This window comes from Weissella fangxianensis (assembly GCF_024718545.1).
Classification (GTDB): domain Bacteria; phylum Bacillota; class Bacilli; order Lactobacillales; family Lactobacillaceae; genus Weissella; species Weissella fangxianensis.
In genome coordinates this window covers 34,020-56,404 of the sequence record NZ_JAMXDB010000006.1, presented here as the reverse complement: position 1 = coordinate 56,404, position 22,385 = coordinate 34,020, and the positions used below count along the sequence as shown (strand labels likewise).

Annotated in this window: 23 protein-coding genes and 1 pseudogene; 22 read left to right on the top strand and 2 right to left on the bottom strand. The window is 35.2% G+C overall.

Translation table 11 applies throughout. The features are described from left to right. Nucleotides 1-2 precede the first annotated feature (2 nt). The 5 genes from NGR58_RS03160 to NGR58_RS03140 all read left to right on the top strand — a co-directional run bounded on the left by NGR58_RS03160 (nucleotide 3) and on the right by NGR58_RS03140 (nucleotide 4,836). Entirely contained in the window at nucleotides 3-1,892 is a 1,890-nt protein-coding gene (locus tag NGR58_RS03160; RefSeq protein ID WP_258088228.1) for a glycoside hydrolase family 2 TIM barrel-domain containing protein, read from the top strand. Beyond that, a complete protein-coding gene (locus NGR58_RS03155; RefSeq protein WP_258088227.1) occupies nucleotides 1,873-2,838 on the top strand; it encodes a beta-galactosidase small subunit in 966 nt (321 codons plus the stop codon). The genes NGR58_RS03160 and NGR58_RS03155 overlap by 20 nt, the downstream gene beginning before the upstream one ends. A gap of 192 nt (nucleotides 2,839-3,030) precedes the next feature. Next, nucleotides 3,031-3,672, top strand: a complete 642-nt coding sequence (gene pnuC, locus NGR58_RS03150) for a nicotinamide riboside transporter PnuC (RefSeq protein WP_258088241.1) — start codon at nucleotides 3,031-3,033, stop codon at nucleotides 3,670-3,672. A 542-nt stretch (nucleotides 3,673-4,214) separates the two neighbouring features. Continuing rightward, nucleotides 4,215-4,349: a hypothetical protein gene (locus NGR58_RS03145; RefSeq protein WP_258088226.1), complete on the top strand. Its 135-nt coding sequence runs from the start codon at nucleotides 4,215-4,217 to the stop codon at nucleotides 4,347-4,349. Between the two features lie 232 nt (nucleotides 4,350-4,581). Next, a complete protein-coding gene (locus tag NGR58_RS03140) occupies nucleotides 4,582-4,836 on the top strand; it encodes a hypothetical protein (protein WP_075269685.1) in 255 nt (84 codons plus the stop codon). Nucleotides 4,837-4,858: 22 nt separating this feature from the next. On the opposite strand, the gene NGR58_RS03135 is transcribed toward NGR58_RS03140, so the two are convergent. Both NGR58_RS03135 and NGR58_RS03130 read right to left on the bottom strand, forming a co-directional pair. Further along, nucleotides 4,859-5,185 carry a YjgN family protein gene (locus NGR58_RS03135; protein WP_258088225.1) on the bottom strand — a complete coding sequence of 109 codons (327 nt, stop codon included), beginning with the start codon at nucleotides 5,183-5,185 and terminating at the stop codon, nucleotides 4,859-4,861. 72 nt (nucleotides 5,186-5,257) lie between these two features. Further along, entirely contained in the window at nucleotides 5,258-5,476 is a 219-nt protein-coding gene (locus NGR58_RS03130) for an SHOCT domain-containing protein (RefSeq protein WP_258088224.1), read from the bottom strand. 749 nt (nucleotides 5,477-6,225) lie between these two features. On the opposite strand from NGR58_RS03130, the gene NGR58_RS03125 reads away from it, so the two are divergent. The 17 genes and pseudogenes from NGR58_RS03125 to NGR58_RS03045 all read left to right on the top strand — a co-directional run bounded on the left by NGR58_RS03125 (nucleotide 6,226) and on the right by NGR58_RS03045 (nucleotide 22,327). Continuing rightward, on the top strand, nucleotides 6,226-9,588 hold the full coding sequence (locus tag NGR58_RS03125) for a BREX-1 system adenine-specific DNA-methyltransferase PglX (RefSeq protein WP_258088223.1): 3,363 nt from the start codon (nucleotides 6,226-6,228) through the stop codon (nucleotides 9,586-9,588). A gap of 27 nt (nucleotides 9,589-9,615) precedes the next feature. Continuing rightward, nucleotides 9,616-9,930, top strand: a complete 315-nt coding sequence (locus NGR58_RS03120) for a hypothetical protein (RefSeq protein WP_258088222.1) — start codon at nucleotides 9,616-9,618, stop codon at nucleotides 9,928-9,930. A 207-nt stretch (nucleotides 9,931-10,137) separates the two neighbouring features. Then, nucleotides 10,138-10,485, top strand: a complete 348-nt coding sequence (locus NGR58_RS03115; protein WP_258088221.1) for a RinA family protein — start codon at nucleotides 10,138-10,140, stop codon at nucleotides 10,483-10,485. Nucleotides 10,486-10,745: 260 nt separating this feature from the next. Continuing rightward, complete coding sequence (locus tag NGR58_RS03110) at nucleotides 10,746-10,880, top strand: hypothetical protein (protein WP_258088220.1); 135 nt, start codon at nucleotides 10,746-10,748, stop codon at nucleotides 10,878-10,880. After that, nucleotides 10,873-11,697: a hypothetical protein gene (locus tag NGR58_RS03105; protein ID WP_258088219.1), complete on the top strand. Its 825-nt coding sequence runs from the start codon at nucleotides 10,873-10,875 to the stop codon at nucleotides 11,695-11,697. The genes NGR58_RS03110 and NGR58_RS03105 overlap by 8 nt, the downstream gene beginning before the upstream one ends. 20 nt (nucleotides 11,698-11,717) lie before the next feature. After that, on the top strand, nucleotides 11,718-12,260 hold the full coding sequence (locus NGR58_RS03100) for a hypothetical protein (protein ID WP_258088218.1): 543 nt from the start codon (nucleotides 11,718-11,720) through the stop codon (nucleotides 12,258-12,260). Nucleotides 12,261-12,521: 261 nt separating this feature from the next. Beyond that, a pseudogene (locus NGR58_RS03095) lies at nucleotides 12,522-12,689 on the top strand (terminase gpP N-terminus-related DNA-binding protein); the annotation flags it as partial. Between the two features lie 316 nt (nucleotides 12,690-13,005). Beyond that, a complete protein-coding gene (locus NGR58_RS03090) occupies nucleotides 13,006-13,179 on the top strand; it encodes a hypothetical protein (protein WP_258088217.1) in 174 nt (57 codons plus the stop codon). 48 nt (nucleotides 13,180-13,227) lie between these two features. Beyond that, a complete protein-coding gene (locus NGR58_RS03085; RefSeq protein WP_258088216.1) occupies nucleotides 13,228-13,635 on the top strand; it encodes a phage portal protein in 408 nt (135 codons plus the stop codon). A gap of 750 nt (nucleotides 13,636-14,385) precedes the next feature. Further along, nucleotides 14,386-15,222 carry a DNA-formamidopyrimidine glycosylase gene (gene mutM / locus NGR58_RS03080; RefSeq protein WP_258088215.1) on the top strand — a complete coding sequence of 279 codons (837 nt, stop codon included), beginning with the start codon at nucleotides 14,386-14,388 and terminating at the stop codon, nucleotides 15,220-15,222. After that, nucleotides 15,222-15,821, top strand: a complete 600-nt coding sequence (gene coaE / locus NGR58_RS03075; RefSeq protein ID WP_258088214.1) for a dephospho-CoA kinase — start codon at nucleotides 15,222-15,224, stop codon at nucleotides 15,819-15,821. The genes mutM and coaE overlap by 1 nt, the downstream gene beginning before the upstream one ends. Nucleotides 15,822-15,839: 18 nt before the next feature. Beyond that, a complete protein-coding gene (locus NGR58_RS03070) occupies nucleotides 15,840-17,186 on the top strand; it encodes a replication initiation and membrane attachment family protein (RefSeq protein WP_258088213.1) in 1,347 nt (448 codons plus the stop codon). A gap of 3 nt (nucleotides 17,187-17,189) precedes the next feature. Continuing rightward, nucleotides 17,190-18,164 carry a primosomal protein DnaI gene (gene dnaI, locus NGR58_RS03065; protein ID WP_258088212.1) on the top strand — a complete coding sequence of 325 codons (975 nt, stop codon included), beginning with the start codon at nucleotides 17,190-17,192 and terminating at the stop codon, nucleotides 18,162-18,164. Beyond that, nucleotides 18,164-19,279: a YibE/F family protein gene (locus tag NGR58_RS03060; RefSeq protein ID WP_258088211.1), complete on the top strand. Its 1,116-nt coding sequence runs from the start codon at nucleotides 18,164-18,166 to the stop codon at nucleotides 19,277-19,279. The genes dnaI and NGR58_RS03060 overlap by 1 nt, the downstream gene beginning before the upstream one ends. Next, the gene (locus NGR58_RS03055; RefSeq protein ID WP_258088210.1) at nucleotides 19,276-20,052 is read left to right on the top strand and encodes a YibE/F family protein; all 777 of its coding nucleotides are present in this window, start codon (nucleotides 19,276-19,278) and stop codon (nucleotides 20,050-20,052) included. The genes NGR58_RS03060 and NGR58_RS03055 overlap by 4 nt, the downstream gene beginning before the upstream one ends. A gap of 91 nt (nucleotides 20,053-20,143) precedes the next feature. Beyond that, nucleotides 20,144-20,833 (top strand): response regulator transcription factor, encoded by a 690-nt coding sequence (locus NGR58_RS03050; protein WP_258088209.1) that lies wholly within the window; start codon nucleotides 20,144-20,146, stop codon nucleotides 20,831-20,833. A 15-nt stretch (nucleotides 20,834-20,848) separates the two neighbouring features. Further along, nucleotides 20,849-22,327 (top strand): HAMP domain-containing sensor histidine kinase, encoded by a 1,479-nt coding sequence (locus NGR58_RS03045; RefSeq protein WP_258088208.1) that lies wholly within the window; start codon nucleotides 20,849-20,851, stop codon nucleotides 22,325-22,327. The last annotated feature ends 58 nt before the right edge of the window (nucleotides 22,328-22,385 follow it).

Here is a 22,385-nt window from a genome sequence, read left to right as displayed (position 1 = left end):
CTATGACAGCAAAGTTAGAATGGTTAGATGATCCAACTGTGTTTAGAGTAGGTAAATTGCCTGCGCATAGTGATCACACAGTCTATCGCTCAGCAGCTGAAATAACGCAAGGTGAATCAAGTTTGATTAGTAGCTTGGATGGTACGTGGCGGTTCCATTTTGCAAAGACACCTGCCGAACGATTGCTTAATTTTGAAGATGTAAATTTTAATACCGAAAATTTTGATGATATTCAAGTGCCAGGGCATATTGAATTGCAAAACTTTGGTCAAATCCAATATATTAATACCTTGTATCCGTGGGAAGGAAAAATTTATCGTCGACCACCTTATGCATTAGGTCCCGATAAGACATATCCAGGTATTTTTAGTGAGGCCAGTGATAATACAGTTGGTCAATATGTCAAAACATTCACTCTCCCAGAAAACTTTAGTGGGCATGATGTGCATATTCAATTCGATGGTGTCGAAGAAGCCATGTATATTTGGTTAAACGGTCAGTTTATCGGTTATTCTGAAGATAGTTTCTCGCGTGCAGAGTTTGATTTAACACCATACTTAGTAGCTGGTGAAAATAAACTAGCAGTTGAAGTGTTTAAGTATAGTACAGCTGCTTTTATTGAAGATCAGGATATGTTCCGTTTTTCAGGTATTTTCCGCAGTGTTAATTTAATTGCTATCCCACAAGTTAACGTGGTAGATGTCCATCTGAAGCCGGTTGTGGCTGCTGACTTACATTCAGGAGACTTATCAATTGGTTTAACATTAGCGGGTGATTTAACTGATACAACAGCCCAAATTACTGTTAACAATCCGCGCGGAGAGACCGTCCTCGATCGCACAGTAACAGCAGAGCAGCACATTCAGCTTAGCGAGGCTTTTGATGATGTTGCACTTTGGTCGCACCGACAACCTGATTTATATGAATTAATGATTACTATTTTTGATTCAGATAAGCAGATTGTTGCGGTGGTACCATATAATTTCGGTTTCCGGCGTTTGGTTAAAGACGATGATAATCGTGTGACAATCAACGGGGTGCTTTTGCACCTAAATGGTGTCAATCGCCATGAATGGAGTCCTGTTGGCGGGCGCAACGTTACGCTTGATGAGATGGAAACTGATATTGAAATATTTAAAGAAAACAATATCAACGCTGTCCGAACGTCACATTATCCTAATCAAATCCCTTGGTATGGTATGTGTGACGAAGCCGGTATCTATATGATGGCTGAAACTAATTTAGAATCACATGGTAGTTGGCAAAAAATGGGGGCGGTTGAACCATCTTATAACATTCCTGGTTCAATACCAGAGTGGTTAGATGTTGTTTTGGATCGTGCAAAATCAAACTTTGAACAGTTTAAGAATCATCCATCTATTTTGTTCTGGTCATTAGGAAATGAATCATATACAGGTGATAATACTGTTGCCATGGATCAATATTTTAAGTCTGTTGATGATTCACGTTTGACACATTATGAGGGTATCTTCCAAAATCGTGTCGACGAGGACCGTATGTCAGATGTTGAAAGTCGTATGTATGCATCACCTGCGGATATTAAAGACTATTTATCAAATAATCCGAAAAAGCCATACCTAAACTGTGAATACATGCATAGTATGGGAAATTCAGTGGGTGGCTTTGACGAATATGTCCAACTATATGATGAATTTGATACCTATTTGGGTGGCTTTATTTGGGATTACATTGACCAAGCTTTGTATGTAACCGATGAAGTAACTGGTAAGCAGGTGCTTCGTTATGGTGGTGACTTTGATGAGCGCCATTCAGACTATGAATTTTCAGGGGATGGGATTGTCTTTGCCAATCGCCAACCTAAGCCAGCAATACAGGAGGTAAGCTATTATTATGGACGCTACGATAACTAATCAGTTACAAATTGTATATGGTGACGGATCCCTAGGTGTACAAGGCGAAAATTTCCATTATTTATTCAGTTATGAAAAGGGTGGTCTTGAATCATTAAATGTTAACGGTAAAGAATGGTTATATCGTGTACCCAAATTAACTTTCTGGCGAGCAACAACTGATAATGATCGCGGTAGTCATTTTTCAACCAAATCAGCAGCCTGGTTTGGTGCTGATATGTTTACTGAAGCAACTTCAGTAACAGTGAACGTTGATGGTAAAGAACTTGGCCTGCCAATTGCACCAGAAAACAATCGCTTTTCAGCGAATGAACATGCTGATTCAGTTTCATTGACATATACATTTTTAACAGCGACAACGCCGGAAACGACAGTTAAGGTTATTTACACAGTTGTCGCCAATGGACAACTCAATATCCAAGTTGATTATACTGGAAAGGCCGGATTACCAGAATTACCGACATTAGGATTACGATTTGTGATGCCAACAGTTGCGGATGGTTATAGCTATGCCGGATTATCTGGTGAAACATATCCCGATCGAATGACTGGCGGTCAAATTGGTACTTATGAGGTATCGGGCTTGCCATTAACGCCTTATATCGTGCCTCAAGAAATGGGGATGCATATGCAAACCTCAAGTTTAACGGTTAGTCGTTCAACGAGCTTGAATAATGCTGATACGTCGACAGAGGTGGGCTTACTAACCTTTAAACAATTAAACGAACCTTTTGCATTCTCTGCGTTGCCATATACGGCAATTGAAATAGAAAATGCCACTCATATCGAAGAACTACCAGTTTCAAGAAGAACAGTTGTTACCATATATGGTGAGGTTCGTGGTGTTGGTGGTATTGATAGTTGGGGGACAGATGTACAACCGCCATATCATATCTCAGCAGAAACTGATCACACATTTGATTTTACGATTCAACCAACAAAATAATAAATAAAATTAATAAACTTCATGCCGCTTAAATTTGGCATGAGGTTTTTAATTTCTCGAAATTTCTAACAATTGTACCAAAATTCTGATAAAATATATCTTTGTGTTCAAAAAAGAAAGAGGTATAAAAGATTGGCATATTTTAAATGGCTTTATAGAGAAATTACATCAATCAATACGGCTGGTAGTGTCATGCTGGCATTTATTTTTGGTGTGCAATTAGCATTGTTTTTGAGTAGCCCAATCACACTACTATCTGCGATTACGTTATTAGCGACTTTAATCGGCTCAGCTTGCACGGTTTATATGATGATTGGTAAACCAATAAATGGTTTATTAGGATTGATTAGTGCGCTAGGATATATTTACATTAATTGGCAAGCCGGACATTATGCATCTGTTCTTGACCAATTTGTGTTCATCTTATTGATTGATATTCCTTTGATCGTCACATGGAAATCATGGGGACACCGTATTGTTGGTGGTGTCAAATTCTTGCGCTTGCGGGGATGGGTATTAACGATTATTTGTATGCTATTACTATGGTGGCCAGTCTTTTGGATTTATACACAATTAGGCGATACTAATCCAGTTTGGGATGCGCTTGTCTTAATTATTGGTGGCACTGCCTCATTATATGTGTTCGTTGGCTATGGTGACTCATATACACTTTGGCTATTATCTGATGCAGTAAACATTTTGCTTTGGATCACAGCCCTATTTGCAGGCTATTCAGCCAGCTCTTTACCAATGTTGTTGACAATGTCCTTCTATCTAGCAACAGCATTGTATGGCCGTTTCTGGTCGATTTGGAGTAAGCCTAAGACTAATTAATTTTAGGCAACTTTAACTTTTGCGTATTAAAATTAATTATTGTAGGTAGTGAGATACTGCCTATATTTTTACTACAAGTGTACCTATCTTAGCTTCAGTGGCGGAGATAGGTATATTTTTTTACAAAAAAACGCCTACTCCTTGGCTGTGGGTAGACGTTTACGTAATTAGAATTGGGACTCTATTACACCCATAATATTAACATCAGGACTTCTGGTTTTCAATACTAAATAACAAAGAGTTGATTTGAAACATGATGATAATAGTTATTAGTTTCGATAAATAATAAATGGGTAATGCTATCGTCAGGTAGTTTCATATAAACCATGTTACAATGTATTTATAAGCAGATGATGAGCTTATTAAATAATATAGTGGAGGTATATCTATGAAAAAAAGTAAAGAAAAATCAAAATCAAGCCTTTTGGAAAAGATCATGCTAGCAATTACTGTATTTCAATTTATTTCAAATCTGTATGGAAAGTTTAAAAGGCATTCACAACGTAAACGTAACAAGTAATCTTGATATTTAGGAGAACATAATGGGAAAATTTTTGAAAGTTATATTATCAACTATTTTCATTGCAGGTGGTATTACCGCTCTGGCGACTATTTTTATCGTAAAGAAAATAGACCGTGCTGGTGACAAATTACAAGATAAAATTTACGATGATTAGCTTGTTGTTAATCATTTTATGATGTGTATTTGGGATTCAATGATATAAATAAACATCTAGGAAATTAGGGGACAACGTAAGTCATTTTGCCTAAAATGAATTTGAGTTGTCTCTTTTTATTTTGTTGTAGCAAAATTTTTATGGTGTATATACATTAATTACTATTCTCCATATCATTAATACCTGTTCTATCGTATAATGGTAGTGTTTAAAAATGAGGGGGTATTTTAATATGATTGGATTACATGTATTTTTTGGAGTAATGATTGTTGTAGGTGCAGTGATGTCTGCCGTTTCTTTTCAGGGAGACACTGACAAATTAACGAAATGGCAAAAGGTTTCACTAATTGTGACAACGTCAGCTATTGGCTTGACCATAGTGTCTGTCGTTTCAGTATATGCATCTATATATATTGGCTTGCTACTATTTGTTATGTTAGCTGCCTATGAATATTTTGCATTCTTACGAGTAGTACGTGAAAAGTAATATTTAATAAAGATAAAATGAGCTAGTTAATGAAACGGGTATTCTTAGCCTTCCAATCTTCTAGCTTTATACCGACCCAAAAACTATAAATACCCAATGTGATGATAATTAGAAATAACCACTTAATCCAATTACCAAATAGTCCAACAGCTGAACCATTGAATTGCATCCGATGACCATCAATCACGGTATGATTAATTTTCCATCCGTAGACCATAACTAGTGACCAAGGATACAAAATACTATCTGATAAAACCGTGACTAAAAATCCTAAAATTGTCCAGCCGATTAGGGGTAATAATCCGCCATCAAAAAATGATGATCGACCAAACTTCCTTTCTGAACCCATATCATTACTCCTAGATTGCTTTTAACGTGACTACTTCCTGCGCGTTGATGAGCGTTATCGGTAGGTTAGTTTTTATTTTGGTAATAATTTAGCTTTTTGATCATCAAACTCTTTCTGAGTTAACGCACCTCTATCGAGAAGTTCCTTATATTTTAATAGTTCATCGGCGGGAGACTGATTTGTTTTATTTTTTTCAGATCCATATTTTTTAAGCAACCAGGCAATGTACGGAATAAATATCGCTGTACATACAGTTATAATTGGTTCTATGGTTTTCCATGGTTGTGCCATCAGTTCTACTGAGAAACAAACGGCTAGGAATAAATTGACTACTACTACTAATATTTTTGTTAATTCTTTTGAATTCTTTTTTTTATCTATATAATCTATTAAATAATGCCCTTCAAAAAAAGCTAATTCAATAAAAATAAATATAGGGGCTACAAATGTTATTGAATTTACATGGTTCAGAAGTACACTATTATAAATATTAAGGTTATTATAGTTTTTACTATAAATATTTGAGTAGACATTATAAATTATAATAGCTATCAAAATTATAAGTGAAATTATCGTTATACCGATAAAGCGTTTTGTTCTATGCGAATGTTCCCACAATATTTTCAGTCGTGTTTTAATACCAGAATATTTTGCATAATAAGTATTTATTTGATTATTAGGTGATTTTCATAATCTAAAGTTTGTACGCGTGTGTCTTTTGTTATTGTTGTTTTAGTTTTAGCTTTATCTAACTTTTCTGAAGAACTTCTTAATTTTTTTTGCATATTAATCCTTTCTACACATAAAAGTATATACACTACAAGTATAGTTGCTTTTGTTAGCCTCTCAAAATTTCATCAATAATAAATTTCTTAATTGTTTTGTGACTACTTAGGTTAACATCTATTCCTATTTTAGAAATAACTAAAACTATATTCATATGCTGAGAAGAGTTTACATATTACTTTTTTTAATACATAATAAAAAAATATATAATGATATACTTATTGAGTATGTTTAATTGGAAAAGGAGTTTAGGCATGGCAACTTTGAAACCTGAGAATGTTATTAATAAAATGTTTTATCGTCTTTCATTGAGTGAAAGACAAAAAGCGGAAAACGCTAATTTACTAAAAAATTTAATAACAGATATTAAGATTGAAAATACTGAAGAAACTAATAAGGGCTATATTAGAGATTTTTTGAGAGGGATTGGATTTCAACGAGAAGGCTACAAGGTAAATGCAGAGGGGCGCATTGATCTATCAATTTCCAAAGCAAATGTAAATTATGTATTGCTAGAGACTAAAAAACTAGGTTCTTCTGACATGGTATCAGAGAGTAATCTGAATCATAAAGCTTGGCATGAATTAATTCTCTATTTTATAAGAGAACTGATTACCGGAAACAATACCAAGATGACATATCTCATTATTACAGATGGTATTGATTGGTTTGTATTTGATGCAGTTTTATTTAATAATCTTTTTGCTAAAGATAAACAATTTGCCAAAGATTATATTGACTCACAAGTTGAACAAGCAACATTAGATGTAACAACAGCAGATTTCTATCAAAATATTGCTGCTCCCTTCGTGGCTAAACATGAAAAAGAATTAGAATATGTTCATCTGAATGTCAAAGATATATTTCAAAAAAACAAAGAAATAAATGAATCAAAAGTAAGGGACTTCATAAAAATGCTTGCTCCTGAAACATTAATGAAACGATCATTTGTTGCTGATTCAAATATTTTAGATACAACATTTTATGATGAATTGTTGTATATTATGGGGCTTCAAGAACGTGCAGATGAAAAAGGAATTGAGAGAGTTCCAAAATCGGAACGTCAATCTGCTTCATTAATTGAACTAGTTTATGAGGCCTTTGATTCAACGGATTATCGTTTTAATAATGACGAACAAAAATTTGATTATGCGATTAATATTGTATCTACATGGGTCAATAGAATCTTATTCTTGAAATTACTTGAAGGTCAATTAATTAAATTTAATAATGACGATAAAGACTATAAATTTATGTCTGATGAAAACCTAAGTAATTTTAACAGAGTTAATGAATTGTTTTTTGGTGTCCTTGCAAAACCTGTCAATCAGCGAGGTAGTTTAACAGAACGTTACAAACATGTTCCTTATCTAAACTCATCTCTTTTTGAAAAATCAGTTACTGAATCTAAATTAGGTATTAAACCTTCAGATTTATCTGATGATGAAGAGTTAAAAATTAGGGATAGGTCCATCTTAAATAAGCGTGTATCAAAAGGGACAAAATCCTTACCAACACTTAAATATATACTTACATTTTTAGATTCATATGCGTTTAATACAGACGGAAAATCAACTGATAATGCTCGATTAATCAATGCATCTGTATTAGGATTAATTTTTGAAAAGATAAATGGTTATAAAGATGGATCATTTTATACACCTGGTTTTGTAACGTCTTTCATGACTAAAAAGGCAATAGATAGTGCCATTATCAACAAGTTTCAATCTGAAGGATTTAAAGTGAATTCTATCGATGACATTGCTGAAATCACGCCGGAACATAAAGAAGCGGTTTTAAGCGTGTTGAGAGACTTTAAGCTGGTTGATCCAGCTGTTGGATCAGGACATTTCTTGGTTTCTGCTTTAAATTATTTAGTGAAACTACGTTCTACGTTACGATTGCTACCTGCAGAAATACGAATGGATGTTAACATTGAAGTTGAAAATGATGAACTTGTTGCAATCATGCGTGATGAGGAAACTTATTTTTCTTACATACGTGGTTCTAAAACAAGGCAGTCAATTCAAGAGGCACTGTTCAAAACTAAATTGGATATTATTGAGCATAACCTATTTGGAGTGGATATTAATCAAAACTCGGTTAATATAACTCGGCTACGTTTGTGGATTGAATTATTAAAGAATTCTTACTATGAGGTTGACGGAAACCTTCGAACTATGCCTAATCTTGAAATGAATATTAAAGCAGGAAATTCAGTAGTTTTTAAATATGGTCTAGATAGAAATCTTGGAGATGTGACAGCTCACACTGACTTAACAGTTTCCGAATTTAAAGAGTTAGTCCAAAAATATCGAAATACAGATAATAAAGAAGCAAAGAAAAATATAGAATTTGCAATCAAAGAATTTAAGGATCAAATTATCAATCGAATTTTGGATAGTGGTGAGTACACCAAAATCCGTAATCTATATCAACAAAGAAATGAATTACAAGATGCTATTCCGTTATTTGAAACAAAAGATCAACGTGCGAAGCGTAAACAGAAAATTCAAAAATTAAACAAGCAGATTGCTGTAAAAGAAGCTCGTTTAAAAGAAGTAAATGATGCACCAATATTTGCAAACTCATTTGAATGGCGATTTGAATTTCCTGAAGTTCTAAATAACAAAGGTATGTATACAGGATTTGATTTAGTCGTGGCAAATCCGCCATATATTGGAATACAAGGGCATAAAGAAATCTTTGATGCTGTTGCGAAAACTGATTTTGGTGCTCAATGGGCACATGGTAGGATTGATTTTTTCTATTATTTTATTCACTTGGCAATGGATTTGTTAAATAAGAATGGTTCACTGGCATTTATTACCACGAATTATTGGTTAACTGCAACAGATGCTGCAGGACTACGGAATGATTTGATCAATCGAATGCAGTTAACAGATATATTGAACTTTAAAGAATTTAAAATTTTTAGCTCAGCACTTGGCCAACATAACGTTATTACTTTTGCAAGTAAAGCGCCATACAATAATGATATCAACACATTGGTAACCAATGAAACTGGATCAGCAAACAGTGAGAAATTTGAAGAAATTGTTAGTGGAAGTAATTCAAGTACTGATTATGGCCATGTTTCTCAAGATGATATCCAGGATAGTAGTACTGGATACTTCATATTAGATACAGCTTCGCGTAATGTATTTATTAACAACCTAGTTAATAAAATAAATAATCAAAAATCACTTACTAACTATGCCGAAATTAGTTTGGGAATTACAACTGGTAACAATAAAGTTTTTATTTGGTCAAAAAAGCAAATTAATGAACAGAAATTTAGTGAAAAAGAACAAAATTTATTTAAACCTTTGGTGAATGGTAGTTCATTAACAGACGTAATCGAACCATCGGACCCTGACAGCTATGTTCTATATATTAATAAAAGAATAGTGGAGTCAGATATACCAGGAGTTGTTAAGTGGATTAGGAATAATCCACTGTATCCTAAACTTTTAAAATCCAGGGCAGGTGGAAATATTCGGGATATAGACTTGATGAGGTCAAGAGAGCAGTGGAGATTTGAAAATGAATTAACAATTTATTTCCAAAAACGTTCTAAAACTCCAAGATTTACCCTTAACAATCATGGATATTAAATTAAGGATGATGCCTACTGTATAACTTTGAACAATGAATATACAACAAAGCCAAAATATGTTTTGGCAATTTTAACAATTTTAAATTCAACTTTGACTCATTTTTGGCTGGTAAAATTGGGACGAAAAAAGGGGAAAACTTTGGAGTTATATCCTGAGGTGCTTCGTACTGTTCCAATACCTGACATAGTTTCGATAGATGAAAACGATATAACTCAAATAAACAATGCGATTAACAATGGAACTTTACTTAGTTTAGCTGATACATTTGTTATGAAATGGTTTAATCTTGGTAGTGACGATATTGCAACGATGAAGGAATACATCTCAAACAATCAATAATTTAAAAAATAAGCTTTGAAATAAAGATTGGTACCAGATTGTTTAAAGAAAAAATTCGAAACTTAGTATAAATATTTAGCCGCTACATATTGTGTAGCGGTTTTATTTTAGCTATATTTATGGAATAACAAAGTGCTTGTAGATGTGCATATGCATATAAATTAGACGTAGCTATCCAGTTACGCCAAATGTAATTAACTTATAGACATGGAACAATATGAGAATATTGGCGGTGGCCGGAAACAAAATGATTACAACAACGTTATGGAATCACGAATGATTCATGAACAAAACGATCCTGAATTAAAACGTCTGCGTTATCAAAAGTTCATTATAAAGATGATGTTTGATTGTCTAATTAAAAGCCACCAAGATGTATTGATTGACAATTATGGTAATAAAAAATGTTGGGTGACGATTGGCATAGATAATCATATAGATAAAGGCACCGCCAGAGAGTGGCGAGGTAATTTTAAAGACGGCATTAAAGGTTATCTTTATACGACCTTCGAAGTAGTAGCCACTCGTTTTAGAACTGTTTACGCCCCAGTTTAGACCCGATTGAATACCAAAAACAGAAAAAATACAGGCATAATTAGTATTGTAGAACAGATGAAAAATAGTTGTATAGTTTCCTCTTATTTTGGTGATTACTCAACAAATCCCATTTCTGTTCCACATACATATTACTTAAGGTTATCCAATCGGTAGCCTTTTTATTTTGCAGAAATATAAATATTCCTAATTTGCTAAACATAAATAAATTAATATAAATGGTATAATTATTAAATCAATTGATTTAATGAGGGATTATTATGACTACAATGTTTGTTTTCAAGTTTAATCTGGGACCAGAAGCTTTAAATACTTATAGAGATGATATGGATAAGGCAGTTAAAGTAATTATTCCAGAAGCATTAAAAAAGGTATTTAATGAGATAGATGAATGAGATAGATGATGGAGAAGAATATTTAGTCTTAAAATCTAAAAATAAATATTCTGAAATAGTGGCATCTACTGATTATAAGGCGTTAATAGAATTAAACGAAAAATCACAAAACCTATATAAACAGGTTTTAGAAAAATATCAAAGTACCGGATCCATTAGTTATAGTTCAGACTATATGGATAATCGATCAAAATTAAAAGATGTGATTTTCAAGCTAACAGAAGATTATCCAATGTTAGAAGTAGCATTTAAACGTAAGAACATTCCTTTAATGACCAGTTACAGCGAGGTTAAAATGAACCTTGCATACATTAATAAGGCATTTAAAATACAGAATGAAGTTGAAGATTTAGGTAAAAATGAAGGCCTTTCATTTGAATTTGTCTATGATAAAAATACGGAAAACATTTATATTGATGCACAAATGGGCACTGAAAATGCAATGGAAGTTATATATTCCATTGAAAAAATTATAAATGCTAATATTGTTACGACAGGGATTGGAGAAATAAATATTCGTCCAATATATGGTCAGACAATTTCTATTAAACCTGGTAAATATAACATTGTTGAAGTTGAGACTGTGTTTCCCAATGGTTCTGCAAAACATCGTAGTGATGCAATTAGTAAGTACCGCCGTGCCAATGCAAAGAAAATTACTAAAAGTTATCAGGCAGAAAAGAATGAGTCAATAAATACTTCGGAAATTATTGATGATGAATTACAAAGTGATGCGAGTTCAGGGTATTTAAAAGTTACTTCAAAGGGGAAAAATATTATAAATAATTCAATTAAAATAATTGATATTGATATATAAAAAATTAAGAGGATTGATTTATGGAAAGTAAATATGAAATTAAAATTAACATATTCCAAGTTTTTGTTAAATCTTTTTCTAGTTTATGTAAAAACATTTTATTTTGGATTTGGATTTTATTATCTTTAGGCATATATGTTGGAATGAATCGTATAGGTATACAAAAAAATTTCCATGTATCTGTTTTTTTAACACCTGGAATTACAGGGCTTTCATTCACTCTTGCTTTAATAGCAGCAACAACTAGAATTTTTGATTATGACGATTTGGCGGCAATCTTTTTATATGAAGATCGTGTTAATGACGTAAAGTTAGGTCAAGAATATTATGATTTAATTGCTCCTTATTTACTTTCAAGTTTACTTTGGGTTACTACATCAATTATTGCCTTACTAGATTTTGCCTTTAATTTAGATTTTTACTGGGTAAAATTCACTGAATTGGTTTTTGTTGTAGGAGGAATTTTAAGCCTTTGGCAGCTACTATATGCACACTTGCAAGATGTTTCAGAGAAAGCACAAACTAAAATTAATGAATTTATTGAAGATGAAGATAAAAAGTGAATTACGAAATTATTAATTATAAAGAAATTCACAAAACATAGAAGGTGACAATCATTTAATTGTTGCCTTTTTATTTTGCACAAAATCAGGAGTGAACGAGAAATAGCCCCATGGTATCGAAAGGTTGAAGCATCCATTTTGGCAAATTGGATGAACAAGAATAAAAAATTAAAGAGACAACCCCAGATTAAACAACATAAGTCAGTTAAAAAGAAACGAAGTGGTGATATGTAATGAATCTAAGAATCTAAAAAACAGACTAATCAAGATTACTTAGCTGGTATGAAGATTAAAGATATTGCGCAAAAGATTGATAAATTTACCTCGACAATTCGTTCATGCAAATTACGTTACAAATGGGATGATGTTTCAGATAAAGTGGTTAAAATTGCGACAAAAAGTGTTGCAACATCTCAAAAGACGTGCTAAGTGATCGTGCTAAGTGATTAATGAGTTCCAAAGACGAAGTGCCACCATTAACCAATTAATTTGCTGGTATCGATTGGGGATATGAACATTAAGGCGTTATTCCAAGTACAAGTATAGTTTGAAATCGATAATCATAAATATTACTTAGTTGAAGAACATGCAGCATAACATGAAGAAATTGATTATTGGGTCTATATTGCCTTAGATGTTAAGAAACGCTTTGGCGACATCCCCTTTTGGTGTGATTTAGCGGTACCTGAACATGTCACTAGATTCATTAACGAGGATTTATATGCACATAATGCTGAAAAAAATCATGAAAGGTGTAGAAGATGTCGCCAAGATGATTAAAGCTAATCGCTTATTTGTGGTTCTAGCAGTAGCTAAAGAGTTTGAGAGTGAAATTTTTGATTATGTGTGGGATGAGAAAAAAGGTGTGTCTGTTAAGAAAAATCATCATGCAATGGATAACACGTTACGCAATACATAACCATATCAGCAATCATAATGAAGTTGAGAGTTTGGAGTGTATTTTCTAATGACGATAAATTTTAATAGTGATAGGTTGTCGTCTGACGAAAACCATGTCTTTTATTCTGAAAGAATTGGGGATGACTTGCTAGTTGAAAGTGATGAAAATGAGTTGATTAATGTTCATACTAATCGACTGAATAATCGTTACAATCGTTTGATGAATTATTATTTGGGTAAGCATAGTATCAGCCGTAAATTAGCTAAAGCAAAGGGAAAGCCTGATAACCGATTAGTCATTAACTTTGCTAAAGAGTTAGTTGGGTTCTTTGCTGGAACACCAGTAAAGTTTGACTATGATGATAATGGTCAAAAAAATAATGAACTTTACCAGAGGATTGATAATTTTGTGGCAATTAATGATTTAACAGACATGATTGCTGAGTTAGCCAAGCAGGTTGATATATTTGGTTGACCATATACATTGAGATAGCAATACGAGAGTGACACCGCTTGACCCACGAAATGCCTTTGCGGTTTATGGCACACAAATCGGTGCGCCCATTGAATATGCCGTGTATTACATGCAACGACAACGCAATGAAGCGATCAGTGGCACGCTATAAACGAAATATTCGGTAGGACGAAGTAACCGAAAACCTATTTACTAATGTACCACTGGTTGAGTTCTATGCATCTATTGAGCATTTGAGAAAGTTATTAGATTGGTGCTGTGGATATGGCAATGAGTAACAAGGAAAATGATAATGACTATTTTAGCAACACGAACATGAAAGTTGTGAACGCTAAAATAAAAAAGAAATAGTTAATGAAATGGCTGACAAGCCACTGACTACAGCAACAATAAAGGAATGTCCCATAAATTGTTTGACAATAAAAAGTCTGTGAATGCGTTCTGGTAGTCGTTTGACAAGATACTTGCTATCTTATCGATTGATCTAATTAAATTCGTCAAAGTTGAATGGTCGGTGTTTTCTTTAGTGTTTAGTGCTGCCATGGCTGGTGCTATTCAAACCCACTGAACTATGCTAACTTGCATAACTTGGTGGGCTTTTTTTCATGTATCGGATAAGATAGTATAATACTATATAGGATTAAAATAATAAGGATAAACTTAATACGTTTAGTGTCTCTAATGTGCTAGTACACATGAAATAACACATGAATAAATAAAAACATTGACACAAAGGGGTTTACAAGAGATATGCCGGAGCTACCAGAAGTAGAAACTGTTCGCCGTGGATTGACCAATTTAGTTGCAGGTCGCACAGTTGAAAGTACAGAAGTTAGATGGGAGAAAATTGTTGGCGGTTTGACAACGGAGGAATTTGACCAAGCGCTACATAACCAAACAATTCTAAAAATTGATCGTCGTGGGAAGTATTTATTGTTTAGATTTACTGGTGATATCACGATGGTGTCACATCTTAGGATGGAAGGGTCATATTACACCGTACCAGCTGGGACAGAGCCAGGTAAGCACGACTTAGTGACTTTTCACTTAGATCAAGGTGTTGATTTATTCTACAGAGACACCCGTAAGTTTGGCCGAATGAACGTTGTACCAAATGACCAGGTCATGAGCGTTGCAGGATTAGCGACAATCGGGCCTGAGCCAACAGAATCAGATTTGACGATAGATTATATGATTTCTGAATTTGGCAAGTCAAAAATGCACGTGAAGCCTTTTCTATTAAATCAAAATCATATTGCTGGACTTGGGAATATATATGTAGATGAGACGCTTTGGCAGTCAAAAATCCATCCCCTGACAGCAGCTAACCAATTAACCGTAGAAGAATTAACTATTTTACGTAAAAATATCATTGCTGAACTAGCCAGAGCAACTGAACATCACGGCACGACCGTACATAGTTTTACAAATGTGTTTGGTAATGCTGGTGAATTCCAAAATGAATTACAGGTATATGGTCGTGTCGGCGAACCTTGCCTACGTTGTGGGACACCATTAATCAAAACTAAGGTTGCGCAACGAGGGACGACCTATTGCCCAACTTGTCAGGTTGAAAGGACAAAATAATGTTTAAATTAGGTCTTACAGGTGGTATTGCGACCGGCAAAACAACGATTTCAAATTATTTGAAGTCAACTGGCATTCCAGTATTAGATGCTGATGAGTATGCTAGACAGGTTGTCGAACCAGGTACTCCCGGATTAGCTGAAATTACTAATACTTTTGGGGAGCAAGTCTTACAGCCAGATGGCTCTTTAAATCGAAAGCTTTTAGGACAAATTGTATTTAATGATGCATCAGCACGTCAAAAATTAAACGATATCACCCATCCTCGTATCCAACAGATGATGGCGGACGAACTGTATCGCTTAGCGGAACATCAAACACCATTAGTTATTCTGGACATCCCACTCTTGTTAGAAAATAAGAATGTTGCGGGCGCAGATGCTGTGATGGTGGTGACAGTACCGGAATCATTACAATTAACGCGATTAATGCAACGGAATAATCTAACTGAAAAAGAAGCTCAAAGTAGAATTTCAGCTCAGATGCCACTCGTTGAAAAGGAAAAATTAGCTGATTTTGTCATTGATAATTCAGGATCGATTTCGAGTACGCAAAAACAAGTGGAGCAGGTCATTCAAAAAATTAGACAGTCATTTTAGTAAAGGAGGCAGTGAATCATGGCAGAGTTTTCTATACAGCAGCGTTATCGATTAATATATGATGAATCAATTGATATGACAGCTGTACGGTCATTAACTAAGGTCTACTTACCAATTATTGGTCGTGACGCATACACTCTTTATTTAGCATGGGGAACTGTTGGCGAAACAGCAGAAGCCAAGAATAGACACGTCGATCTTTTAGATCAGCTAGCAATGAGTCAACAATCCTTTATGATTGCTCGTAGTAAGTTAGAGGGGATGGGATTAGTTCGATCATATAAACAGACAACTAATTTTGGCACACAATGGGTTTACCAGCTTTTTCCACCAATGGCGATACGAACCTTCCTGTCTGATGCTTTGCTTTCTAGTCTATTAGCACATTACCTAGGTGATGAGTTGTTCAATGACTTAGTAGCGGACGAATTACCAGATTCACGCCAAATTTCTGGTGAAAATGTGTCAAAGACATTCTTTGACTTAGTCGGGCAGGAAAATTTCATACATCGCAATCATGCACCGCTAACAATGTCTGACCATGATAAAAAATTGCCACATGATATTCGGGAGGCTGCGCAGCCTTTGAATTTAGGGCTGATGGCCGATATGTTGCAATCTTATGGTATTAAACAAAGAACATTACGTGATAATGAAGTTGATTTAATGATTCAAAAAACGTTGTATGGACTGTCTGACCTGGAATTAGTGAGAGTTATCCAAGCAACAACATCACCAAATAAACAAATTGATTTAGCTGCTATAAAAAAGGCATTAGAAGGTAATTTCAAACAGTCTCAGGTCAGAGCCAAGCATGTTGAGACAAAACCTCAGCAAGTCACAACAGAACGACCACAAAATAATGATGATGATCCAGCTACGCGTTTGATTCATACTGCGCAAACTGTAGCACCACTACAATTTCTAAAGAATTTGCGCCAAAAAGATAACGGTTTTGTGGCTGATAATGAGGTGAAAGCTATTTCAGATATTGCAAAAATGAATATTGTGACATCCGAGGTACTCAACATTGTATTATACGAATTAACAGTTATTGAAAAGAAAACAACGTTAAATAAAACGATTTTACAAACGCTTGTGAATGATTGGTCACAAAATCATGTCACTGATGCCCTTAGCGCGTTACAATATCTACAACGTCGATCGCAAAAGCAACAATCTCGACAGACAAAGCAATCATCTAAAAAGTGGTCACGTCAAAATAATGCAAGTAAGCAAGAAACACGACCCGATTGGGAAAATCAGCACGGTACTTCAATATCCAAAGCGGATGCTGCTTCGGCACGAGAAGCGCTAGCAGCAATGAGGGCTCGTCGTAAACAAAATAATTCAGAGGAGAACTAAACGATGGGTGAAAAAGACTTTGAAAAGGAAACGTCAGACGCATCTCCAATGAATGTGGGAGATGCATTACGCGACTTTATGGACCGAAAGCAATTAAATAGCCGATATGAAGCTTTACAACATGAGGTTTTTAAAGATCCGGAGATTCGCCGATTTTTTAATGAGTATAAGGAGAAACTATCACGTCAAATAATCTCGCGTGATTTTGCAGTTCTTTATGAGTACTACTCGCAACGAAATAATGCTAAACATGGTAAACCCGTGGTGCACAAAGGATATACCCCTGCATTAACGGTTGCAGAAGGCCGAATTGTCATTATTTATGAGCCAGATGAAGAAACACTCCTAGCCCAACGTATGAGTATGCAAGCGCATCTAGTTAAATCAATCGGTATGCCAAAGTTAATTAAAAAGGCACGTCTAGATGATTTTTCTGATAATGATGAGGAACGGCTTGCAGCACTCACTGGTGTGCTAAATTTTATCAACCATTACACACAAACACCTGATGATTATCATCGAGGCCTTTATATACATGGCTCATATGGTGTTGGTAAGACACATCTCATGGGTGCTATGGCAAATGAGTTAGCACTAGAGGGTATTCCGGTTACGCTGGTACATTTACCAAGCTTTGTTGTCGAAATTCGTGGGGCAATCGGTACGAACCAACAACCGCAAGAAATGATCAATACGATTAAACAAGTGCCTATTCTTGTACTAGATGATATTGGCGCTGAATCGTTAACAGCCTGGGTTCGAGATGATATCTTAGGTGTTATTTTAGAGTATCGTATGCAGAATGAGTTAACGACTTTCTTTACTTCCAATTTCTCTATGCAACAACTTGAACATGAGCATTTTACTGTCACAAAGGATGGGGCCGAACCGGTCAAAGCCGAACGGTTAATGCAACGAGTTAAGTTTCTATCAAAGGAAGTGCAAATGGCAGGCAAAAATCGGCGGGAGTTTGATTAATGCAACAAAAGAACACAAGTCATATTATTTTGAAATTTCTCGTTGTGTTCGTTTTAATGGTTGCCAGCTTTTTCCTATTAAGGAACAATGCAAGCTGGTATCAAGAGCCCATCGGAGAAGTTACGAGTGTTAAGCAATTGTCGTCTCAAACACTACAAGACCAATATGGTAATAAAATTAAGCAGCATGATGAACGTGTGCGAGTCAAAATATTAAATACTGAGAAAAAGGACCAAAGTATTTCATTTAAAAATACTTATGACGATGCAATGGCTATTACACAACCGTTACATCGACATGATCAGGTATTCCTATCCAAGTCAGAAAGCTCTTGGGGACTAAAAAACTTTAAGCGAGATACTTTTTGGGTACCTATTTTAATTCTAGTGATTGGTGTGCTACTCATTACGACAGGAAAAGCTGGTATGATGATGACCATCTCACTTTTTGTAAACGTCACGTTTTTCATTTTCACGATATACTTAAATCTCATAACAAAGGATGCAAATATTTTTTGGCTATTTATCTTGTTTAGTCTCATTGCATCGGCAGTCACCCTGATGTTTGTTATGGGAGCCAAGAATCGACTAACTTGGACTGTGCTATTGACTGTAATGACATCAACTACAATCGCGATGTTAATCGGTGTGTTGGTATTTAATGTTACAAATGGTAAAGGGCTTCATTTTGAACTGATGTCCTTTATTACCCAATTGCCGCAGCCGATGTTCTTATCAATGACACTTGTTGGTGTGCTTGGTGCTGTCATGGATGAAGCAACAGACATGATTGCAACTTTATTCAGTGTAGAGCGTGAACATCCCAATATCGGACTAAAGGAATTACTAGTTACTGGCCGTCATGTTGGTCAAGAAATTTTTGGTGCTCTAAGTAATACATTGTTCTTAATCTTTATCGCCGAGCAAATCCCGATGGCCGTTTTATATCTTAGAAATGGTAATAACTGGGGATTCACTTACACGATGAACCTTTCGTTGGGGATGATTCAAACATTAATTAGTGCCATTGGGATTGTCCTAACAGTACCAGCCGGTATTTTTTGGGTCTGGATTCTCCATAAACGACAACAAAAGAAGGCAGGTATCCAATCATGAGTGTTTTAATGATGTTATCAGTTATTTTATTTGTCTTAATGTTAGCTATCGGTGGTATTAAGGGAATTGGTGCCTTCATTAGCTTATGGATTAGTTTTGCCATTATGGTCGTGATGATCGTATTGATTAGTTTCCAGTTTAATGCTTTCTGGGTTCTACTTATTGGCGGCGCCAGCTTATTGACAGTAACTGTTTTAAGTGCAAGTGCTGATGAACGAACGACCGCAATTGCGCTAATTGCCAGCCTTATCGTGATGTTCATCTTATTAGCTGTCATTTTACCTACTGAGCAAATCACAATTGCACAAGGCTTTTCAGAAGAAAACTCTGAGGATTTAGAAGGTCTATCACTAGCAATTAATATTGACTTTGGTACGTTAGGGATAGTCGCTGCACTATTAGCTACCTTAGGCGCAATTGCTGAGGCATCGGTTGCCATCGCAACGGGTATTGGTGAATTACTAAATAGTAAACCATCACTTAAAAATAAAGACTTAATTGATGTCGGACAGGTACTTGGTAAGCAAATAATCGGTACTGCTGTTAATACCGTACTTTTTGGGTTTCTAGCAGATTTTCTCAGTTTAGCGGTGTTGTTTAACAAACTAAAATACAGTTTTGTTGAAGTCATCAATTCGAAATTATTTACATCATCAATGTTGTCACTTTTGTACGCGTTATTAGGTGTCATCATCACACTCCCAATTACAATAGGTATCTTTTTACTGTATCAAAAACACCAAAAAGTCGATTATAATAGGGAAGAGCTATGATTTATTAGAAAATCATGGTATGATTAGGTTAAATATGTCAGCGTAACAAATGACATGATAGCCTGTAAGAAAGTAACCAGAGGTATAACGTATGAGTAGTGTGCTTGTGATTGAAGATGAAGAAAACTTGGCTCGTTTTGTCGAGCTAGAGCTACAACATGAGGGATATGATACCCATGTTGAAGATAATGGACGTAGTGGGTTAGACATCGCCTTAGCAAATGATTTTGACTTGATTTTGCTTGATTTAATGTTGCCAGAATTAAGTGGTTTAGAAGTTGCTCGTCGTTTACGTGAAGAAAAAAATACACCAATTATCATGATGACTGCGCGTGATTCTGTTATTGATCGTGTATCAGGATTGGATTATGGTGCAGATGATTATGTTGTTAAGCCATTTGCAATAGAAGAACTATTAGCACGTGTTCGCGCATTACTTCGCCGTATCGATATTGAAACTGAAGAGCACAGCACACATCAAAGTGTTGTTCGTTATCGTGACTTAACAGTTGAAAAAGAAAACCGTATTGCTCGTCGAGGCAATGACATCATTAACTTGACGAAACGTGAATATGAACTATTGTTGATACTAATGGAAAACATTAACGTTGTTCAATCACGTGAAGAGTTACTTAAGAAGGTTTGGGGATATGATTCAGAAATCGAGACTAACGTTGTCGATGTTTATATCCGTTATCTTCGTAACAAAATTGATCAACCTGATTCAAGAGCATCATATATCCAAACAGTTCGTGGTACTGGATACGTTATGCGCCAGTAATTTGGAGGCACTTTAATGGATAGGCAATCATCCGTTATTAAAAAAACACCACAACGTAGAGGCCTTTCTTTAAAGTGGAAGTGGGCGCTCGGATCTGTTGCTGGTGTTTTTTTAATATTTATTATATTTACATGGTTTGTGATGCAGGCATTCGCTACACAAATGATGGACTCTGAAAAAGAACAAGTCTCGAGTTCACTAAATGCTGTAACTAATCGGCTAGAACATATTAATGAATCTCAGATGCTGCCTGCTGAAATTGATAAATTGTTACGTCCAGACAGTACTAATTTTGATCAGGTAGTCAACGATCCTGTTCTTCAGCAAATTGCTCGAAAAGATTATACAGTCCGTGTGTACAATGAAAATGGTGCCCAAATATATCCAGAAAAAGAGGCCAAAATAGCATTTCATGAAACAAAGAAACGGGTTATTAAAACAGAGCGTGTTCAAGGTGTAAAGATGTTAGTCGGTCGTGAAGAATTGCGTGATGATAATCATCAGATTATCGGTCACATTACTGTTGAAAATCATTTGACTAGCTACCATAAAACCTTTAACCGTGTCTATGCAATAATTGCCATTCTAATTGTATTAGGGCTATTTCTCATAGCATTATGGGGCTACTGGTTATCTGGTTTCTTCTTACGACCAATTGACAATATCAAAAAGACCGTCGACACAATCAATCGTGATCCACAGGCTCAGGTGCGTGTGGTAAATGAAGAACGTACACCTGACGAACTAACCGATCTATCAAATTTGTTAAATACGATGCTAGATCGCATGCAACGATTTATCTTACAACAGCATCAATTCGTGGAAGATGTTTCTCATGAATTGCGAACACCTGTTGCCATTGTAAAAGGTCATATGGAGCTATTAAACCGTTGGGGAAAAGATGATCCAAAGGTATTAGATGAGTCAATCACTGCATCGTTGAAAGAGATTAGTAGAATGGAAGTTCTCGTATCTGAAATGCTAGACTTAACTCGTGCTGACCAAGTAGAATTAACTTTCCGCGATGGTGATACCGATGCACAAGAATTGATAAATGGTATTTATACAAACTTTAAGATGATTCATCCAGATTTCACATTTCTAATTGACGATGACTTAAAAGGGCCCACAATTGTTAATATGAATCGCGATCATCTTGAACAAATATTGATTATTTTATCGGATAATGCTGTGAAATATAGTCAGGATCGTAAAGAAATTCATTTTGCTGCATCTCGTTCAGGAAATGTTGTTGAGCTAGCTGTGCAGGACTTTGGTGAAGGCATCAACCCTGAAGATGCCAGCCATGTCTTTGACAGATTTTATCGTGTTGATAAAGCACGATCTCGTAAACAAGGTGGTAATGGTCTGGGATTGAGTATTGCTCAAAAACTGGTTGAAGGATATGGCGGTCATATTCAACTTGAATCAGCAATTGGACAAGGTTCAATTTTCAGAATCACGTTACCGATTAAGCAAAAAGATCAAAATTAAAGAAGAAAGTAGGGCAGGATAGTGACAGGAGCAAGTTTTCTTATCTCTATTTAACCTT

Excerpts from the sequence above, each read along its gene's own strand:
- NGR58_RS03160 (WP_258088228.1), top strand. The coding sequence starts at position 3 with ATGACAGCAAAGTTAGAATGGTTAGATGATCCAACTGTGTTTAGAGTA.
- NGR58_RS03155 (WP_258088227.1), top strand. The coding sequence starts at position 1,873 with ATGGACGCTACGATAACTAATCAGTTACAAATTGTATATGGTGACGGA.
- pnuC (WP_258088241.1), top strand. The coding sequence starts at position 3,031 with ATGCTGGCATTTATTTTTGGTGTGCAATTAGCATTGTTTTTGAGTAGC.
- NGR58_RS03145 (WP_258088226.1), top strand. The coding sequence starts at position 4,215 with ATGGGAAAATTTTTGAAAGTTATATTATCAACTATTTTCATTGCAGGT.
- NGR58_RS03140 (WP_075269685.1), top strand. The coding sequence starts at position 4,582 with ATGATTGGATTACATGTATTTTTTGGAGTAATGATTGTTGTAGGTGCA.
- NGR58_RS03135 (WP_258088225.1), bottom strand. The coding sequence starts at position 5,185 with ATGGGTTCAGAAAGGAAGTTTGGTCGATCATCATTTTTTGATGGCGGA.
- NGR58_RS03130 (WP_258088224.1), bottom strand. The coding sequence starts at position 5,476 with ATGGCACAACCATGGAAAACCATAGAACCAATTATAACTGTATGTACA.
- NGR58_RS03125 (WP_258088223.1), top strand. The coding sequence starts at position 6,226 with ATGGCAACTTTGAAACCTGAGAATGTTATTAATAAAATGTTTTATCGT.
- NGR58_RS03115 (WP_258088221.1), top strand. The coding sequence starts at position 10,138 with ATGGAACAATATGAGAATATTGGCGGTGGCCGGAAACAAAATGATTAC.
- NGR58_RS03110 (WP_258088220.1), top strand. The coding sequence starts at position 10,746 with ATGACTACAATGTTTGTTTTCAAGTTTAATCTGGGACCAGAAGCTTTA.
- NGR58_RS03105 (WP_258088219.1), top strand. The coding sequence starts at position 10,873 with ATGAATGAGATAGATGATGGAGAAGAATATTTAGTCTTAAAATCTAAA.
- NGR58_RS03100 (WP_258088218.1), top strand. The coding sequence starts at position 11,718 with ATGGAAAGTAAATATGAAATTAAAATTAACATATTCCAAGTTTTTGTT.
- NGR58_RS03090 (WP_258088217.1), top strand. The coding sequence starts at position 13,006 with ATGAAAGGTGTAGAAGATGTCGCCAAGATGATTAAAGCTAATCGCTTA.
- NGR58_RS03085 (WP_258088216.1), top strand. The coding sequence starts at position 13,228 with ATGACGATAAATTTTAATAGTGATAGGTTGTCGTCTGACGAAAACCAT.
- mutM (WP_258088215.1), top strand. The coding sequence starts at position 14,386 with ATGCCGGAGCTACCAGAAGTAGAAACTGTTCGCCGTGGATTGACCAAT.
- coaE (WP_258088214.1), top strand. The coding sequence starts at position 15,222 with ATGTTTAAATTAGGTCTTACAGGTGGTATTGCGACCGGCAAAACAACG.
- NGR58_RS03070 (WP_258088213.1), top strand. The coding sequence starts at position 15,840 with ATGGCAGAGTTTTCTATACAGCAGCGTTATCGATTAATATATGATGAA.
- dnaI (WP_258088212.1), top strand. The coding sequence starts at position 17,190 with ATGGGTGAAAAAGACTTTGAAAAGGAAACGTCAGACGCATCTCCAATG.
- NGR58_RS03060 (WP_258088211.1), top strand. The coding sequence starts at position 18,164 with ATGCAACAAAAGAACACAAGTCATATTATTTTGAAATTTCTCGTTGTG.
- NGR58_RS03055 (WP_258088210.1), top strand. The coding sequence starts at position 19,276 with ATGAGTGTTTTAATGATGTTATCAGTTATTTTATTTGTCTTAATGTTA.
- NGR58_RS03050 (WP_258088209.1), top strand. The coding sequence starts at position 20,144 with ATGAGTAGTGTGCTTGTGATTGAAGATGAAGAAAACTTGGCTCGTTTT.
- NGR58_RS03045 (WP_258088208.1), top strand. The coding sequence starts at position 20,849 with ATGGATAGGCAATCATCCGTTATTAAAAAAACACCACAACGTAGAGGC.